Here is a 17,346-nt window from a genome sequence, read left to right on the forward strand (position 1 = left end):
CCGCCGTCGTTGGCGCGGGTGCACATGGTCGGCATCGGCGGCGCCGGGATGTCCGGGATCGCGCGCATCCTGCTCTCCCGCGGCGGCGCCGTGTCCGGCTCCGACGCCAAGGAGAGCCGCGGTGTGCTCGCGTTGCGGGCGCGTGGCGCGCAGGTGCGCATCGGCCACGACGCCAGCGCGCTCGACCTGCTGCCCGGCGGCCCGACGGTGGTGGTCACCACCTATGCGGCCATCCCGAAGACCAATCCCGAACTGATGGAGGCCAATCGGCGCGCCATCCCGGTGCTGCTGCGCCCCGCCGTGCTCGCGTCGCTGATGCAGGGGCACCGCACCCTGCTCGTGTCGGGCACGCACGGCAAGACCTCCACCACCTCCATGCTCATCGTGGCGTTGCAGCACTGTGGCTTCGACCCGTCCTTCGCGGTCGGCGGCGAGCTGAACGAGGCCGGCACCAACGCCCACCACGGCACCGGCAAGATCTTCGTGGCCGAGGCCGACGAGAGCGACGGGTCGCTGCTGCAGTACGACCCGGATGTCGCGGTGGTCACCAACATCGAGTCCGACCACCTGGACTACTTCGGCACCGACGAGGCCTACGTACAGGTCTTCGACGATTTCGCCGACCGGCTCGCCGAAGGTGGCCTGCTGGTGGTGTGTTTGGACGATCCAGGCTCCCGTGCGCTGGCCGAACGGGTCGGCGACAGACTGGCCGAGAAGAACATTCGCGTGCTCGGCTACGGCTCCGGCGAACTCGCCGACGCGCCGGTGCCGGTCGGCGTGCGGCTGCACAGCTGGGAGCCGCGCGACGTCGGCGGTATCGCCCAGTTCCAGCTCGACGACGAAGCCGCGCCGCGCACCCTGCGGTTGTCGGTGCCGGGCAGGCACATGGCGTTGAACGCGCTGGCCGCGCTGCTCGCCGCCCGTGCGGCCGGTGCCGACGTGGACGAAATCATCCAGGGTCTGGAGGGTTTCGGTGGGGTGCACCGCCGGTTCCAGTTCGCCGGCCGGGAGAACGGGGTGCGGGTCTTCGACGACTACGCACACCATCCCACCGAGGTGCGCGCCGTGCTCGGCGCCGCGGCGGAGCTGGTGCAGCAGGAGGCCAGGGACGGTGCGCGGTCGCGGCAAGGCCGGGTGATCGTGGTGTTCCAGCCGCATCTGTACAGCCGCACCGCGACTTTCGCGCAGGACTTCGGCGCCGCGCTGAGCCTGGCCGACGAGGTGGTCGTGCTGGACGTGTACGGCGCGCGGGAGAAGCCGCTGCCCGGCGTGAACGGCGCGCTGGTGGCGCAATCGGTCACCAAACCCGTGCATTACCAACCGGATATGTCGCGGGTCGGCCGTCAGGTCGCCCGGCTCGCGCTGCCCGGTGACGTGGTGATCACCATGGGCGCGGGCGATGTGACCATGCTCGGCAGCCAGATCCTCGACGGTTTACGGGCGCGCCCCCAGTACGGGCGGTGAGGGGCGTGACTCGCAGGGAGCGTGGCGACGGTTCGGTGCGCAGGGCGGGTCTCGGTTCGGTGCGCTCGGCCGGCGCGTGGCTCGACCAGGACAGCTGGCGACGGGTCCGGTTGTGGGGATTGCTGGGCGTGTGCGTGCTCGCCATCGTCGGTGGCGTCGCGTTGTTCACGCCGGTGCTGTCGGTGCGGACGGTCGAGATCGATGGTGCGGTCGCGGTGCCCGAACAACAGGTGCGCGAACTGCTCGAAATCCCTTCGGGGCGCTCGATGCTGCGCATCGACACCGACGCCATCGCCCGGCGGGTGGCGAGCATTCCGAAGGTGCGCTCGGCCAGGGTGCAGCGGGTTTTTCCGTCGACGGTGCAGGTGACGGTGGTCGAGCGGGTTCCGGTGCTGTACTTCGAGAGTCCGCAGGGCGCACACCTGCTCGACGTCGAGAGCGTGGAGTTCGCGATCGAGGACGCGCCGATCGGGGTGCCCAAGCTGGTCACCGATCACCCGGCCAGTGACGCCCCGGCGACCAGGGCGGCGGTCGCGGTGCTCGCCGCACTGCCGCCCGCACTCGGTGTCCAGGTGGACGAGGTTGTGGCGCGGTCCATTTCGGATGTTTCGCTGAATCTGAAGGATGGGCGCACGGTACTCTGGGGCGGGATGAACGATGCCGAACGCAAGTCGGCGGTCGTGCTTCCGCTGCTGACCCGCCCTGGAACGGTGTTCGATGTTTCGAGTCCTAATCTGGTCACGGTAAAGTGAGCGATACCCATTGCGCCCGCATCGAATTGCCGTATTCGATGGGCGGCGTTCGCCGACTCTCCGGAGTCGCGCGGACCGTCGCCTCCGGGCCTGACGCTCACGCCGCCGGCCCTCGCGCCGCGCGGCAAGCGCCGGGGGGCAACCGTTCACCATACGTCGTGCGGGGCTGCGAGACGAGAGGGATCACACAAGATTCTGTCTCTCGTTTCGGCGCGCCTGCGCGTGTATTGCGGCGGCGGCGAATAGCGTTCCGCAGCAGTCGGATACTTGACATAACGCTAACCCTATGGTTGAGGTTTAGGGTTTGCCCGGGCGGCGGTTCGCTGAGTGAAGCCGCTCAGGCGAACTTCGGCCCGGCAGAACGGGCGAAGTGTCTCGAATCCGAAAACGACAGGCTTTAGATCGAAGGAAGGCGAGAGCCCATGACGCCCCCGCACAACTACCTTGCCGTGATCAAGGTCGTCGGTATCGGCGGCGGCGGTGTGAATGCCGTCAACCGGATGATCGAACAGGGCCTCAAAGGTGTCGAGTTCATCGCGGTCAACACCGACGCGCAGGCCCTGCTGATGAGCGATGCCGACGTCAAACTCGACGTCGGCCGCGAACTCACCCGTGGTCTCGGCGCAGGCGCCGACCCCGAGGTCGGCCGCCGAGCCGCCGAAGACCACAAGGACGAGATCGAAGAGGTGCTCAAGGGCGCCGACATGGTCTTCGTGACCGCGGGCGAGGGCGGTGGCACCGGCACCGGTGGCGCCCCGGTCGTCGCGCAGATCGCGCGCAAGCTCGGCGCGTTGACCATCGGTGTCGTCACCCGCCCGTTCTCCTTCGAGGGCAAGCGGCGCGGCGGCCAGGCCGAAACCGGCATCACCCAGCTGCGCGAGTCCTGCGACACGCTCATCGTGATCCCCAACGACCGGCTGCTCCAGCTCGGCGACGCGGCGGTCAGCCTGATGGACGCGTTCCGCTCGGCGGACGAGGTGCTGCTGAACGGTGTCCAGGGCATCACCGACCTGATCACCACCCCGGGTCTGATCAACGTCGACTTCGCCGACGTCAAGAGCGTGATGTCCGGCGCGGGCAGCGCGCTGATGGGCATCGGCTCCGCGCGCGGCGAGGGCCGCTCGGTGAAGGCGGCCGAGTCGGCGATCAACTCGCCGCTGCTCGAAGCGTCCATGGACGGCGCGCACGGCGTGCTGCTGTCCATCGCGGGCGGCTCCGACCTCGGCCTATTCGAGATCAACGAGGCCGCCTCGTTGGTTCAGGAGGCCGCGCACATCGAGGCCAACATCATCTTCGGCACGGTGATCGACGACTCGCTCGGCGACGAAGTACGAGTCACCGTGATCGCAGCGGGTTTCGACGGTGGCGGACCCGCCCGGCGCACCTTTGACACCGCAGGCCGGGGCACCATCGGAGCGGCCCGCGCGGGTGAGGTCGGCCAGAGCCGGACCACCGAGGTCGCGGCGCGCAGCACCGACGTGGCCGCCGCCACCGCCAGCTCGACCAGCTCCACCCGCGGCGCGGTACCGAGCTACCGCGACACCGAACGCGCCCGCTTAGCGGAGCCCACCGTGGCGAGCAACGCGCGCACCCACATCGAACCGCCCGACGACGATGACGACGATGTCGACGTGCCGTCGTTCATGCGGCGCTGACACCGGGCAGCACTTTCGAAGGCCCTGACCCCGACGGGATCAGGGCCTTCGTCGTACCCGACGCGCTCCGTCGTGGGCGCCGGTGCGGTCGTGCGGGTGGAAGTTGTTGATCTCACAGGGCTTCCGAACGTTTGACTGGAGTTGCAGGGTCTGCGCGAGGGCTGGAACCTCTGTGAGATCGGTGGGGCGGGACGGTTGACTACGCTCGGGGGCATGACTTCTGCTCCTACACTGACCGTTCGACGGGTGACGACGACCAGGGCGGGCGGGTTCTCGGCCCCGCCGTACGAGTCGTTCAATCTCGGTGATCATGTGGGGGACGACCCGGCGGCGGTCCGCCGGAACCGGGATCGGCTGGCCGAGGGGATCGGGTTGACGCCCGACCGGCTGGTGTGGATGGAACAGATCCATGGTCGCAATGTCGAGATCATCGATGGGCCACGCGATGAGCCGGTGCCTGCCACCGATGCGTTGGTGACCACGGTGCCGGGGCTGGCGCTGGTGGTGTTGACCGCCGACTGTGTGCCGGTGCTGCTGTCCGACGACGAGGCGGGGGTCATCGCCGCCGTGCATGCCGGACGGATCGGGGCGCGGATCGGCATCGTGCCGCTGGTGCTCGAGGCGATGGTGTCGGTCGGCGCTCGGCTGGAGCGGATCGGCGCGTTCCTCGGACCCGCCGCGTCCGGGCGGCAGTACGAGGTGCCCGCCGCGATGCGGGCCGATGTCGAGAAGCATCTGCCGGGCAGCGCCGCCACCACGGTGCGCAACACCCCGTCGCTGGACCTGCGGGCCGGAATCAGCAGGCAGCTGCTCGACGCCGGGGTCAACGGCGTGGCGATCGACCCGCGCTGCACGATCGAGGACCACACCTTGTTCAGCCATCGCCGCGGCGCGCCGACCGGCAGGCTCGGCAGCGTCATCTGGTCGGAGGTGCGGTAGTGAATGAGGTTGCGGCGCAAGTCGACGCGCGCACCGCGGAACTGGCCACCAATCTCTCCGCGCTGCTGCAGCGGGTGGACGCCGCGTGTCTCGCGGCGGGGCGCGCGCCGGACTCGGTGCGTCTACTCCCCGTGACGAAATTTTTCCCGGCCGAGGATGTGGCGATCCTGTATCGCTTGGGCCGCCGCGAGTTCGGCGAATCGCGCGAGCAGGAGGCCACCGCAAAGGTGGCAGCACTGCCATCTTTGGTCCGTCAGGACGCCGAACGTGACGAAGGACTCCCGGATGTCCAGTGGCACATGATCGGACGCCTGCAGCGCAACAAGGCACGCGTGGTCGCGCGCTGGGCACACACCGTGCACTCGGTCGACAGTGAACGCTTGGCAACGGCGCTCGACGCGGGTGCGCGCGCCGCGTTGGACGCGGGGCAGCGCAGCGAGCCGGTACGCGTCCTGCTGCAGGTGAGCCTGGATGAGGACCCCTCCCGCGGCGGTGTCGCACCCGATGATCTGGCGCGGCTCGCGGAACATATTTCCGCCGCGGCGGGATTACGACTGTCCGGTCTGATGGCTATTCCGCCATTGGGGGCCGAGTCTGATGCGGCATTTGCCCGACTTGCGACTTTGCACACCCTGCTGCTCGCCGAGCATCCCGCTGCGACAGAACTTTCCGCAGGAATGTCGGGCGATCTGGAATCTGCCATCGAACACGGCGCCACGTGTGTGCGTGTCGGTACCGCCTTGATGGGCGCTCGACCGATAACCTCGGCGTAGCAAAGAAACCTCATCAGTCACATTCGACACATATGCTTGAGACAGACGAGGGCTGAGCAAGACTTCAACACCCGGCCGCCACCGGGGCCGAAGGAAGGTCGACCAACATGAGCGAGCGGAGCGAGCGAGTTCTCGACGCAGCCACCATCGTGGTCATGACTGCGCCGAGCGACAGCGAGGTGCAGTGATGAGTACGCTGCACAAGTTCAAGGCGTATTTCGGCATGGTTCCGCTCGAGGATTACGAAGACGACTACGTCGACGATCGCGCCCCCCGGGCTGGCGACGAGCGTGGTGTTCGTCGCCCTCGGCCCCGTGACTACTCCGACCGCTACGTCGAAGATCGTTACGGCGCAGACCATTACGGCGCCGACGGCTTCGACCGCGAGGACGCCGACTACCCGGAACCCGCCTACAAGTCGCCCTACAAGGGCGGTTACCCGGTTTCCCGGCGCGACGAGTACGCCGACGAGCCCTACGGCGAGGACCGCTACGAGCCTGCCCGCAGGCCGACCCGGATCGACGCCGCGCCCTCGTCCGGCCGGTTCCGCGCGGGCGGCACCGCGCCGCCGCCGCTGCGGGGCACCACCCGTGGTGCGCTCGCGGTCGATCCCGACGCCGAGGAGCGCCGGCTGGAGGAGCGCGTGCGCCCCGAGCCGGCACCCGCGCGCAGGCCGGGGATCTTCGAGGACGGAGGCCCCTTGTCCAAGATCACGACACTGCGCCCGCGCGACTACAGCGAGGCCAGGATCATCGGCGAGCGGTTCCGCGAGGGCAACCCGGTCATCATGGACCTGGTCGAGCTGAGCAACGCCGACGCCAAGCGCCTGGTCGACTTCGCCGCCGGACTCGCGTTCGCGCTGCGTGGCTCGTTCGACAAGGTGGCCACCAAGGTGTTCCTCCTCTCACCGGCCGATGTCGACGTATCAGCCGAAGAACGCCGACGCATCGCCGAAACCGGCTTCTACAACCAGAAATAAGCTCGTGATCTGGGGGGTGTTGCAGACCGGTCGCAGGTGGGGCGGCGCGGTCATTTTGCGCAAAGCGGATTTTGCGGCAGAGTGAACTCCGTGGCCTTGTTCGCGGTGCTGTACTTCGTACTGTTCATCTTCTGGCTGTTGCTGATCAGCCGGGTGATCGTCGAGTTCATCCGAAGCTTCGCGCGCGACTGGCGCCCGACCGGTGTCGTAGTCGTCATCCTCGAGGTGATCTTCACGATCACCGATCCGCCGGTGAAACTCCTGAGGCGCTTGATACCACCGGTGTCATTGGGAGGAATTCGCCTGGATCTGTCGATTATGGTCCTGCTTTTCATCGTCTTCATCCTGATGTCGATCGTGGGCAGGCTCGGGCAGCCGGTAGCCCCGGTGTGACAGAATGGGCCGTGAAGTAGCTTGCTAGATCTGCTAGATCTCCAAAAGACGCGTGAAGGGATCCTTCCATGCCGCTGACTCCAGCCGATGTGCACAACGTCGCGTTCAGCAAACCGCCGATCGGGAAGCGCGGCTACAACGAGGATGAAGTCGACGCCTTCCTGGATCTCGTCGAGCAGGAACTCTCGCGTCTCATCGAGGAAAACGCCGACCTGCGTCAGCGGGTCGCCGAACTCGACGCAGAACTTGCTGATGCCAAGAAGAATCGCGGCCCGGTCGGCCCGAACAACGTGAAAGCGCCTGTCCAGCAGGCACCGCCGCCGCCGGAGCCGATCAAGCCGCCGGTGCCGCAGGCCCCGCCCGCGCCGATGCCCGCCCCGGCCCCGCCGAAGGAGGCGCCGAGCGCGGATGCCAACCTGCAGGCCGCCAAGGTGCTCAGCCTCGCCCAGGAGATGGCGGATCGGCTCACCAGCGACGCGAAGGTCGAGGCGGAAAACCTGCTGTCGAACGCACGGGCAAACTCCGAGCGTCTCGTCGGCGATGCCAGGACACGCTCCGAGGCGATGATCGCCGACGCCCGCCAGAAGGCCGACGCGATGCTGTCGGACGCGCAGTCCCGTTCGGACAACCAGCTGCGTCAGGCGAAGGAGAAGGCCGACGCACTGCAGGCCGATGCCGAGCGCAAGCACACCGAGATCATGGCGACCATCACTCAGCAGCGCAGCGTGCTGGAGAGCCGGATCGAACAGCTCAAGACCTTCGAGCGGGAGTACCGGGTGCGGCTGAAGTCCTACCTGGAGTCGCAGCTCGAGGAGCTGGAGAACCGCGGCTCGGCGGTCCCGGTCGACGGTGGCGAGGCGTTCGCGGACGCGAACACGGCCAACAACCTGCAGCCTGCCTCGTTCGCCAAGGGTGGCAAGTAAGTCGCTCGCCTCGAGCGCACCACAGTTCGTACAATTGAAGAACCTGTCGAGCCGCCCGGCGTGGCTCGGTATACCCACCCCGTCGGCTTCGCCTCCTTGCCAACCCCCGGGGGGTCACCATGCTCGTCTTGACGCTCGTTCTCGCCGCCGTCGGCTTCGCCCTGCTGGTAGCCGCGCTGACCACCGGATCGGTGATCTGGGCGTGGGGCTGCATCCTGGTCTGCGTGCTCGGCGCCGTGCTGTTACTGGCCAGTGCCCTGTCCATGCGTCGGCCGGACGAGGACTCCGCGCCGCCGCCGGGGCGTCATGCCAAGCGCTAGGTAGGCGGCACCGTAATCAGGTTTGACCGCACTGGCTAGAATCAAACATGAACATGGTGTTGATCCGGCCATCACCGGGGAGCCTTCGGAAGAACAGCACCCGCTGCCCGCTCGGCGGCGGTGCCAAGTAGAACCGAACGGGTGAGCCCGTCACAGCTCACAACGAGAGGTTCGGCCGCTCTGGCCGGACAAGCGGGGTGGTACCGCGGTATCGGCGCACCGGCGTCGGCATCGTCCCCGTGCCAACGGAAACGGCACGAGGAGACGCACCCGCGATGGCGGACCAAACTTCCAGCAACAGCGGATACCCGCGCGTGGACCTCGGGGTCGGCACGGGCTCGGCGTTCCCCGCGATGGAGCGCCGCGTGCTAGACGCCTGGGCGGCCGCCGACACCTTCCGCGCGAGCATCGAAAACCGTTCCGGGGCAGCGGAGTTCGTCTTCTACGACGGACCGCCGTTTGCCAACGGTCTGCCACATTACGGGCATTTGCTCACCGGATACGTCAAAGACCTGGTACCGCGTTTCCAGACGATGCGCGGCAAGCGGGTCGACCGGCGATTCGGCTGGGACTGTCACGGATTGCCCGCGGAAATCGAAGCGGAGAAACAGCTCGGTATCACGGACAAATCACAGATCGACGAGATGGGCCTCGCCGAATTCAACGCGGCCTGTAAATCTTCCGTGCTCCGCTACACCGGTGAATGGCGTGATTATGTGACACGTCAGGCGCGCTGGGTCGACTTCGACAACGACTACAAGACACTCGATCTCGACTTCATGGAGTCGGTGATGTGGGCGTTCAAGTCGTTGCACGAGAAGGGGTTGATCTATCAAGGCTTCCGGGTGCTGCCTTACAGCTGGTATGAGCAGACGCCGCTGTCGAATCAGGAGACCCGCCTCGACGACGCGTACAAGATGCGCCAGGACCCGGCGGTCACCGTCGACATGGTGCTGCGCGTGCCCGCCGAGCATCCGCTGCACGCCCTGGACGGCGCCAACGCGCTGATCTGGACCACCACCCCCTGGACGCTGCCGTCGAACCTCGCGATCGCCGTGCACCCCGACGTCCGCTACGTGCACCTGCGCGCCGCCGACGGCAAGCGCTATCTGCTGGCGGCCGAACGCGTGTCGCACTACGCCCGCGAATTCGGTGACGAGCCCGAGACACTCGGCGAGTACGACGGCGCCGCGCTCACCGACCTGTCCTACGAGCCGCCGTTCGACTTCTTCGCAGGCCACCCGCGCGCGCACCGCGTGCTGAACGCCGACTACGTGACCACCGACTCCGGCACCGGAATCGTGCACCTCGCACCGGCATTCGGTGAGGAGGACATGGACGTCGCCACCGCCAACGGCATCGAGATCGTGCAGCCGCTGGACCCGGGCGGCAAGTTCACCTCGATGGTGCCGCCGTACGAGGGCCTGATGGTGTTCGACGCCAACCCGGTCATCATCAAGGACCTCAAGGCCGCCGGAAAGCTGTTGCGGCACGAGACGATCGAGCACTCCTACCCGCACAGCTGGCGCTCCGGTCAGCCGCTGATCTACATGGCGGTGCCGTCCTGGTTCGTCGCGGTGACCAAGTTCCGCGACCGGATGGTGGAGCTGAACCAGCGGATCAGCTGGGTGCCCGAGCACATCCGCGACGGCCAGTTCGGCAAGTGGCTCGAGGGCGCGCGGGACTGGAACATCAGCCGGAACCGCTACTGGGGCAGCCCGATCCCGGTGTGGGTCTCCGACAACCCGGAATACCCGCGGATGGACGTCTACGGCTCGCTCGACGAGCTGGAACGCGACTTCGGCGTGCGCCCGACCGACCTGCACCGGCCGATGATCGACGAGCTGACCCGGCCGAACCCGGACGACCCGACCGGGCAGTCGACCATGCGCCGGGTGCCGGAGGTGCTCGACTGCTGGTTCGAGTCGGGATCGATGCCGTTCGCCCAGGTGCACTATCCGTTCGAGAACAAGGAGTGGTTCGACAGTCACTTCCCCGGTGACTTCATCGTCGAGTACAACGGGCAGACCCGAGGCTGGTTCTACACGCTGCACGTGCTCTCGACCGCGCTCTTCGACAGCCACGCCTTCAAAACCGTTGCCGCACACGGCATCGTGCTCGGCGACGACGGACTGAAGATGAGCAAGTCCAAGGGCAACTACCCGAACGTCAACGAGGTGTTCGATCGGGACGGCTCCGACGCGATGCGCTGGTTCCTGATGAGCTCGCCGATCCTGCGCGGCGGCAACCTCATCGTCACCGAGCGCGGCATCCGCGAGGGCGTCAGCCATGCGCTGCGGCCGCTGTGGAACGCGTGGACCTTCCTGAACCTGTACGCCTCGAAACCGGGTACCTGGCGCACGGATTCGCCGAACGTGCTCGACCGCTACATCTTGGCCAAGCTCGCGCAAACCCGCGACGCGATGACCGAGGCGCTGGAGACCTACGACATCGCCGGGGCGTGCGAGCAGCTGCGCGGTTTCGCCGACGCGCTCACCAATTGGTATGTGCGCCGGTCGCGTTCGCGCTTCTGGAGCGAGGAGCCGGACGCGGTGGACACGCTGCACACGGTGCTCGAGGTGGTCACCCGGCTGGCCGCGCCGCTGCTGCCGCTGATCACCGAGGTGATCTGGCGTGGGCTCACCGGCGGCGAGTCGGTGCACCTGACCGACTGGCCCAAAGACGGTGAGCTGCCCGCCGATCCGGAGCTGGTCGCGGCGATGGACGAGGCACGGGTGGTCTGCTCGACGGTGCTGAGCCTGCGCAAGGCGCAGAACCTGCGGGTGCGGCTGCCGCTGGCCGAGGTCACCATCGCCGCGGCCGACGCCGAGCGGCTCGCGCCCTACGCCGACATCATCGCCGACGAGGTGAACGTCAAGAAGGTCGACCTGACCACCGACGTCGCCGTGCACGGCCGGTTCGAACTGGTCGTCAACGCCCGTGCCGCGGGCCCGCGCCTGGGCAAGGACGTGCAGACGGTGATCAAGGCGGTCAAGGCTGGCGAATGGTCCGAGGACGCCGACGGCGTCGTCACCGCCGCCGGAATCGCCCTGCTTCCCGAGGAGTACACGCAGCGCCTGGTGGCCGCCGAACCCGAGTCCACCGCCGCCCTGCCCGGCAATGCCGGCCTGGTGGTGCTGAACTCGGTGGTCACCGAGGAACTGGAGGCCGAGGGCTGGGCCCGCGACCTCATCCGTGATCTGCAGGAAACCCGGAAGTCCTTGGGGCTCGACGTTTCCGATCGGATCTCGGTGCTGCTCGAGGTACCGGCGGACCGGGCCGGGTGGGCCGAGACGCACCGTGAGCTGATCGCGGGCGAGATCCTCGCCACCACCCTCACCTTCGGCGCGGCAGGGGCCGACGCCGCCGACCTGGTCGGGGGCGTGCGCGCGCAGGTCACCAAGGCCTGACACGTCGAACGGCAAGGGCGGGACCACTGGTCCCGCCCTTGCTCATCCTGCCGCTGGCTCGCGGCGCTTCTGGCGCGGGCGAGCTCTTCGTGGTCGGTCCGGTTGCTAACCTTCGGCGCGGTCGGCGCCGGACTGGTCCGCGCTGCCCGCTGAGGTCGACGGGAAGTTCCCGACCACCGGTGAGTAGCACTGGTATTCGCTGTTCCAGCGCCGGTCGCGTCGTTCGTAGCGCCGCACCGCGATCCCGCGTTCGGCGGCCTTGTAGGCACCCATCAGAGCGGCGCCGTCAACTGCTGCATGATCGCGGCGGTGTCCAGCCAGACGTTCTCCCGGCTGATCCTGTCGTCGCGGACCTCGCAGACGTGCAGTATCCGGAAGTCGATGGGGCGGTTGCCGCCGGGGATGCCGAGGAACGTGCCGGTTGCCCGGCCGTACCAATGGGATTCGTCGACGAAGAAGTCCGCGCCGTAGTACCGGCGAACGGTTTCCATCTTGTCTTCGCTGATCGCGTCGAACAACTCGCGGTAGCGCTCGGCGATCGCGGCCGGGTCGCGCAGGGTGCCCTGCGGATCGCCGACGGCGTCGTGCTCGACGTCCTCGGCCAGGGTGTCCATGATCGCGTCGACATCGTTGGCGGCCTCGGCCGCGCAGTGCCGCTCGAACAGCTCGTCCATCTCTTCACGTGTCATCGGCCACGCCCTCCTGAAAGTGAGAACCTGCTATCGTGGTGAGATGACTTTCTCACGGCGAGATGAGATTCTCAATAGTGGCCGAGCGAAGAATCAAAAGATGCGCACCAGGGAGGCGCTGCTCGCCGCCGCGCTCGAACTTGCTCGCAACGGTCACTCGCCCTCGATCGCCGAGGTCGCCGAGGCCGCGAAGGTCTCCACCGCCACCGCATACCGGTACTTCCCGAACCCGCAGTCGCTGTGGTCGGACATGGCGACCAGGCAGGCCGGGACCACCGGCGGCTTCCCGGACTTCCTCGACGACCTGCCCGACGATCCGGAGCAGCGCATCGACCGGGTGGTGCGCGAGGTCTGTGCCTTCCAGTTCGCGGACGAAGTGGTGTGGCGTGGCGTATTGCGAGCAACCCTCGATCGCTGGTTCAGTCAGGTCGATTTCGCTGAGGCGGAACGGGTTCCGGTGCGTGGGGTGACCCGGCTGGAGATGGCGCGGGTGGCCTTGGCGCCGTTGCGGGACACGTTGTCGGCGGAGCGGATGGAGCGTTTGGTGAACGCGGTGACCTTGGTCTTCGGGGTCGAAGCCCTGGTCTCCACTCGGGACACGTGTGGTCTCGACATCGAGGCGGCCACCGAGACGATGAGCTGGGCAGCCCGCTCATTGGTACGCGCCGCCCTTGCCGAGTCGGGCAGCGACTGACCGGCCGCCGACGGACGTCGCTTGAGATGTGATACAGATCACATGTCAGAAATTTGCTGAACTGGGGTTGCAGGTTCAAGCCGCACGGCAGAATCGAAGATGGTGCTGCTGTTGCGGAGATCGACTTCTGGGGCAGTAGTGAGCTCGTGAGTTGTCCTACCTGAATGCGCTGTGCCGGGTACTTGTTCGCCGGACACAGCGGCTGCGGCCCCTGTGGCGCTGCACGACCCAGGCGTCAGCCGGGACCGCCGAATGGTGGCCCGCGCGCCGGGCCGCCGGAAGGGACGAGCACGTGAACAGAAAACCCTTGCGTCGCATCGCTTTCGGATTTCTCCTAGCCACCGCCGCGACCCTGATCCTGGCTGGCCCCGGGTGGTCGGACACCGGTAGCGCTACCGGTAGCGCCCAATCCCTGTCCGCCTCCGGCTCGGCCGCGATCCCGCTGCCGAGCTCGAACGGGTTGGGTGCGCTGGCGGCGGCCGTCTCCCAGACCGGAAAGCCCTACGAGTGGGGCGGCACCGGCCCGTTCACCTGGGACTGCTCCGGCCTGGTCCAGTGGGCATTCCGCCAGGTCGGCGTCCGCATTCCGCGCACGACCTGGGAACAGGCCAGAGCGGGCGCGCCCGTCCCGTACTACGCGCTCTCGCCCGGCGACGTGGTGGTGCTGAACACCGACGGCTCGCACGTCGGCATCTACGCCGGCTTCGGCCAGATCTTCAACGCCTACGACTGGGGCGTACCCGTCGGCCTGAGCCCGCTCAAGCAGTTCGACATCTACGCGATCCGCCGCTTCTAGCCGCACATCCGCTGATGTCCCGCACCGGACATCGCGGGCGATTCGGTCTGCGGGACATCAGGATGCGTGCGGCTCAGTCCTTCTCGTCGACCAGGCTGCGCAGCAGTGGGGCGTACTGCGGGTTGGCCAGCGCCGAGGCGAACTGGGCGACCAGGTAGTCGGCCGGGTTGCCGGTGTCGTACCAGCGACCCCGGATCACCTGGCCGTAGACGGGATTGTCCGCGGCGTGCACGTTGATCGCGTCGGTCAGGTAGACCTCGCCGGAGCGGTGCTCGTACCAGGCCTTGGTCTGGGCGCGCAGCTCGTCGATGATGCCGGGGGTAACCACGTAACCGCCGATCGCGGCGAAGTCCGACGGTGCGTCCTCCGGCTTGGGCTTCTCTCGCAGGCCGGTGATGCGCAGCAGGCCGTGGCCCTGGTCGTCGGCGACGACGGGGACGCCGTAGCGCTGCGACTCGGCCGGGTCCATCGGCATCAGCGCGAGTACCGGTGCGCCGGTGGCCTCGTAGGCGTCGATCAGCTGCTGGGCGCGCGGCACCTCGGCGACGAACACGTCGTCGGGCCACAGCACCAGCATCGGCTCATCGCCCAGGTTGCGGGCCGCGTTCAGGACCGGGGTGCCGTTGCCGTACGGGCCGTGCTGGTCGAGGTAGGTGATGTGGCCGAGTCTGGACAGTTCACCGACCTCCGCCACCGCGTCGGCGTAGGCGGTCTTGCCGTCGGCGCGTAGCTGCGCCACCAGCGCGGGGTTGGGGCGGAAATGGTCCTGGATCAACGACTTTCCGCTGCTGACCACGATGGTGATGTCGGTGATGCCCGACGCGACCAGCTCGCGGACCGTATGTTCGATGACCGGCTTGTCGCCGACCGGCAGCATCTCCTTCGGGATGGCCTTGGTCAGCGGGAGGAGCCGGGAACCGATACCGGCGGCCGGGATCACGGCCTTGCGGATCTTCATAGGTCCGATCATCACACATGAAGCTGTGCCGCAAGGGCGGTCCCCGCGCTTCGTCAACTGTTTACCGAAACCGTGTAGTGCGCTCGGCGGGATGGTATATGCGCAGGTAGTGGGCTGGTTGTCCGTTCAAGGGAGAAATTGCCTCGCTTCGGATCGCTACAGGAAACCGACAGCAAGTGCACAGTCACCACACAGCGTCGGCGCCTGCCCGATGCTGTCGGTGGGCGGGCGTAGATTTCCGACTGTGAGGCAGGGCAGCGAGCGAACCATGGGCACGGCGGCTATCGAACGCACGGAGCCGAGCTTCGGCGAGGCGCGGTCGTGAGCACGGGCGGGAAACTCTCTGCGAAACCACGGTGAGCGAACAGCATCCACCGACGCGCGCCGACGCACAGAGCACTGCCCGGCGCTGGGTGCTGCACATCGATATGGATGCGTTCTTCGCGTCCGTGGAACAGTTGACGCGTCCCACCCTGCGCGGGCGCCCGGTTCTGGTCGGCGGCATCGGCGGGCGCGGTGTCGTCGCGGGCGCCAGCTATGAGGCGCGGGTGTACGGCGCGCGTTCGGCGATGCCGATGCATCAGGCGCGCAGGCTGGTCGGCGTCACCGCGGTGGTGGTGCCGCCGCGCGGCGCGGTGTACGGCGTGCTGAGCGGGCAGGTGTTCGACACCCTGCGCAGCCGGATCCCGGTGCTGGAGACGCTGTCGTTCGACGAGGCGTTCGGCGAACCCGCCGAACTGGCCGGCGCCACGGTGGCCGAGGTGCAGCAGTTCTGTGCGGACCTGCGAGCCGCGGTGCGCGAACGCACCGGCCTGACCGCATCCGTCGGCGCCGGCACCGGTAAACAGCTCGCCAAGATCGCCTCCGGCCTCGCCAAACCCGATGGGATCCGGGTGGTTTCGGCGGTCGAGCAGACCCAGCTGCTTGCCGCGCTGCCGGTGCGGAAGCTGTGGGGGATCGGTCCGGTGGCCGAGCACAAACTGCGCTCGCTCGGCATCGAGACCGTCGGCGCGTTCGCCGCGCTGCCGGAGTCGGAGGCGATATCGATATTGGGTGGTGCGGTCGGCGCCGCGCTGCACCGCCTCGCACGCGGTATCGATGATCGACCGGTCGCGGAGCGGGCCGAGGCCAAACAGATCAGCGCCGAGACCACCTTCGAGACCGACATCGTCACCCTCGCGCAGTTGCGCCCGGCGATCGAGGCGATGGCCGCGTCGGCGCACCGTCGCCTGATCGCCGACGGGCGCGCCGCCCGCACCGTCGTGCTCAAGTTGAAGAAGTCGGATATGAGCATCGTGACGCGCTCGTTCACGCTGCCGTACGCGACCGAGGATCTCACCACGCTGTCCACCGCCGCGCAGCGTTCCGCGATCGACCCGACCGAGCTCGGCCCGATCCGGCTGGTCGGGGTCGGCTACGGCGGATTGTCCACGGTGCGGCAGGAGTCGCTGTTTCCCGAGTTGGATCAGGCGCCGGTCGCCGAGGACGGTGTCTGGGAGCAAGCCGCCGCACCGGCCGACGTGGCAGCGGAGGCACCCGCGACCACGCCGCTTGCGAGCGCGCTGCCGGTTCCGCTCTGGCATCCCGGCATGGACGTCGAACACCCCGAGTACGGCCACGGCTGGGTTCAAGGGGGCGGATACGGCGTCGTCACAGTGCGATTCGAGACGCGCTCGACCGGTCCAGGCCCGGCCCGTACCTTCGCCGCCGACGACCCCGGTCTGAGCAGAGCCGATCCGCTGCACAGTCTGTGGTGACCGGGTCGGCGCACCGCTCGACATCGCCGAGCCCACCGCGTACGTTCGCTGCCGACGACATCAGTCCGTCCCGTGTGGGTCCACGCGGTGGTCCTCTGTGCCGGTAGCCTGGGAGCTCGTGCAGCGCCGCCGGTCGGGTGGAGGCTGCCATTGGTGGACATGACACGGACCTACTCGAACGCAAAGGACGAGCAGTTGAAGCTTCGTAAGACTGGACGCATCGCGATCGCCGGCCTGGCCGTCGTTGCCGCGCTGGGTATGACCGCGTGCGGCGACGACAAGGACAGCAAGCCCGCCGCCAAGACGTCGACCAGCGCCAAGGCGTCGGCGTCGGCCAGCGCCGCGAACCTGCCGCCGGTCCCGACAGTCGCGGAGCTGAACGCCGCACTGGCCCGCGCGCTGGACCCGGCGGTGCCCGCGGCGGAGAAGCTGGACGGTGTCCAGGGCGCCGAGGCCGACCCGACCCTGCCGGATCGCCTGTCCCAGGCCGCCAAGGGCGCCGACGTGAAGATCGAGGTCACCGACGTGACCGAGTTCGGCGACAGCGTCAACGCCAAGGCCAAGTTCGTGGTCAACGGCCAGGAGAACCTCGTCGACGTGCCCTTCGTCGCCGACAACGGCAAGTGGAAGATCCAGAAGTCCTGGGCCTGCGCCATGCTGACCAACCTGGGCCAGACCTCCACGGCCTGCAGCTAGTTCGTGCCGTCGCGGCCGGCTCCCAGCGAGTCGGCCGCGACAACGGCCTTCGCTGCGAGACGGTGACCGAACACGCAGCCTGAGTGCGTGATTCGAGCGTTGATAGCTGGGACTCTGTGTCATCCGATGATTACCCGCTAGCATCCAG

17 protein-coding genes are annotated in these 17,346 nt (G+C 67.8%); 14 read left to right on the plus strand and 3 right to left on the minus strand.

Annotation, left to right across the window (positions count from 1 at the left end; all coding sequences use genetic code 11):
• The first annotated feature begins 24 nt into the window (after positions 1–24).
• The 10 genes from murC to ileS all read left to right on the plus strand — a co-directional run bounded on the left by murC (position 25) and on the right by ileS (position 11,608).
• Complete coding sequence (murC, locus tag ACIHA7_RS17080) at positions 25–1,464, plus strand: UDP-N-acetylmuramate--L-alanine ligase (RefSeq protein WP_397290815.1); 1,440 nt, start codon at positions 25–27, stop codon at positions 1,462–1,464.
• 5 nt (positions 1,465–1,469) lie between these two features.
• Positions 1,470–2,216 carry a cell division protein FtsQ/DivIB gene (locus ACIHA7_RS17085; RefSeq protein ID WP_397290306.1) on the plus strand — a complete coding sequence of 249 codons (747 nt, stop codon included), beginning with the start codon at positions 1,470–1,472 and terminating at the stop codon, positions 2,214–2,216.
• A gap of 422 nt (positions 2,217–2,638) precedes the next feature.
• Complete coding sequence (ftsZ, locus tag ACIHA7_RS17090) at positions 2,639–3,871, plus strand: cell division protein FtsZ (protein WP_397290308.1); 1,233 nt, start codon at positions 2,639–2,641, stop codon at positions 3,869–3,871.
• A gap of 213 nt (positions 3,872–4,084) precedes the next feature.
• Complete coding sequence (gene pgeF, locus ACIHA7_RS17095) at positions 4,085–4,810, plus strand: peptidoglycan editing factor PgeF (RefSeq protein WP_397290310.1); 726 nt, start codon at positions 4,085–4,087, stop codon at positions 4,808–4,810.
• The gene (locus ACIHA7_RS17100) at positions 4,810–5,583 is read left to right on the plus strand and encodes a YggS family pyridoxal phosphate-dependent enzyme (RefSeq protein ID WP_397290312.1); all 774 of its coding nucleotides are present in this window, start codon (positions 4,810–4,812) and stop codon (positions 5,581–5,583) included. Before pgeF ends, ACIHA7_RS17100 begins: the two co-directional genes overlap by 1 nt.
• Positions 5,584–5,770: 187 nt before the next feature.
• A complete protein-coding gene (locus ACIHA7_RS17105) occupies positions 5,771–6,562 on the plus strand; it encodes a cell division protein SepF (RefSeq protein ID WP_397290314.1) in 792 nt (263 codons plus the stop codon).
• A 90-nt stretch (positions 6,563–6,652) separates the two neighbouring features.
• Positions 6,653–6,955 carry a YggT family protein gene (locus ACIHA7_RS17110; protein ID WP_040733487.1) on the plus strand — a complete coding sequence of 101 codons (303 nt, stop codon included), beginning with the start codon at positions 6,653–6,655 and terminating at the stop codon, positions 6,953–6,955.
• Positions 6,956–7,023: 68 nt separating this feature from the next.
• Positions 7,024–7,878, plus strand: a complete 855-nt coding sequence (locus ACIHA7_RS17115; protein WP_397290317.1) for a DivIVA domain-containing protein — start codon at positions 7,024–7,026, stop codon at positions 7,876–7,878.
• A gap of 119 nt (positions 7,879–7,997) precedes the next feature.
• Positions 7,998–8,198 carry a hypothetical protein gene (locus tag ACIHA7_RS17120; RefSeq protein WP_397290319.1) on the plus strand — a complete coding sequence of 67 codons (201 nt, stop codon included), beginning with the start codon at positions 7,998–8,000 and terminating at the stop codon, positions 8,196–8,198.
• Positions 8,199–8,473: 275 nt separating this feature from the next.
• Positions 8,474–11,608 carry an isoleucine--tRNA ligase gene (gene ileS / locus ACIHA7_RS17125; protein WP_397290321.1) on the plus strand — a complete coding sequence of 1,045 codons (3,135 nt, stop codon included), beginning with the start codon at positions 8,474–8,476 and terminating at the stop codon, positions 11,606–11,608.
• A 105-nt stretch (positions 11,609–11,713) separates the two neighbouring features.
• On the opposite strand, the gene ACIHA7_RS17130 is transcribed toward ileS, so the two are convergent.
• Complete coding sequence (locus ACIHA7_RS17130) at positions 11,714–11,881, minus strand: hypothetical protein (protein ID WP_397290323.1); 168 nt, start codon at positions 11,879–11,881, stop codon at positions 11,714–11,716.
• A complete protein-coding gene (locus tag ACIHA7_RS17135; protein WP_397290325.1) occupies positions 11,881–12,297 on the minus strand; it encodes an ester cyclase in 417 nt (138 codons plus the stop codon). The genes ACIHA7_RS17130 and ACIHA7_RS17135 overlap by 1 nt, the downstream gene beginning before the upstream one ends.
• Positions 12,298–12,397: 100 nt before the next feature.
• On the opposite strand from ACIHA7_RS17135, the gene ACIHA7_RS17140 reads away from it, so the two are divergent.
• Together ACIHA7_RS17140 and ACIHA7_RS17145 are read left to right on the plus strand one after the other, a co-directional pair.
• Positions 12,398–12,991 (plus strand): TetR family transcriptional regulator, encoded by a 594-nt coding sequence (locus ACIHA7_RS17140; protein WP_397290328.1) that lies wholly within the window; start codon positions 12,398–12,400, stop codon positions 12,989–12,991.
• A gap of 292 nt (positions 12,992–13,283) precedes the next feature.
• Positions 13,284–13,787 carry an NlpC/P60 family protein gene (locus tag ACIHA7_RS17145; protein ID WP_397290330.1) on the plus strand — a complete coding sequence of 168 codons (504 nt, stop codon included), beginning with the start codon at positions 13,284–13,286 and terminating at the stop codon, positions 13,785–13,787.
• Positions 13,788–13,860: 73 nt separating this feature from the next.
• On the opposite strand, the gene ACIHA7_RS17150 is transcribed toward ACIHA7_RS17145, so the two are convergent.
• The gene (locus ACIHA7_RS17150; RefSeq protein ID WP_397290332.1) at positions 13,861–14,745 is read right to left on the minus strand and encodes a UTP--glucose-1-phosphate uridylyltransferase; all 885 of its coding nucleotides are present in this window, start codon (positions 14,743–14,745) and stop codon (positions 13,861–13,863) included.
• Positions 14,746–15,101: 356 nt separating this feature from the next.
• On the opposite strand from ACIHA7_RS17150, the gene ACIHA7_RS17155 reads away from it, so the two are divergent.
• Complete coding sequence (locus ACIHA7_RS17155; RefSeq protein WP_397290335.1) at positions 15,102–16,502, plus strand: DNA polymerase IV; 1,401 nt, start codon at positions 15,102–15,104, stop codon at positions 16,500–16,502.
• A 195-nt stretch (positions 16,503–16,697) separates the two neighbouring features.
• Positions 16,698–17,198 (plus strand): hypothetical protein, encoded by a 501-nt coding sequence (locus ACIHA7_RS17160; RefSeq protein WP_397290337.1) that lies wholly within the window; start codon positions 16,698–16,700, stop codon positions 17,196–17,198.
• Positions 17,199–17,346 lie beyond the last annotated feature (148 nt).

Source organism: Nocardia sp. NPDC052316 (assembly GCF_044547795.1).
In the GTDB taxonomy this organism is placed as follows: domain Bacteria; phylum Actinomycetota; class Actinomycetes; order Mycobacteriales; family Mycobacteriaceae; genus Nocardia.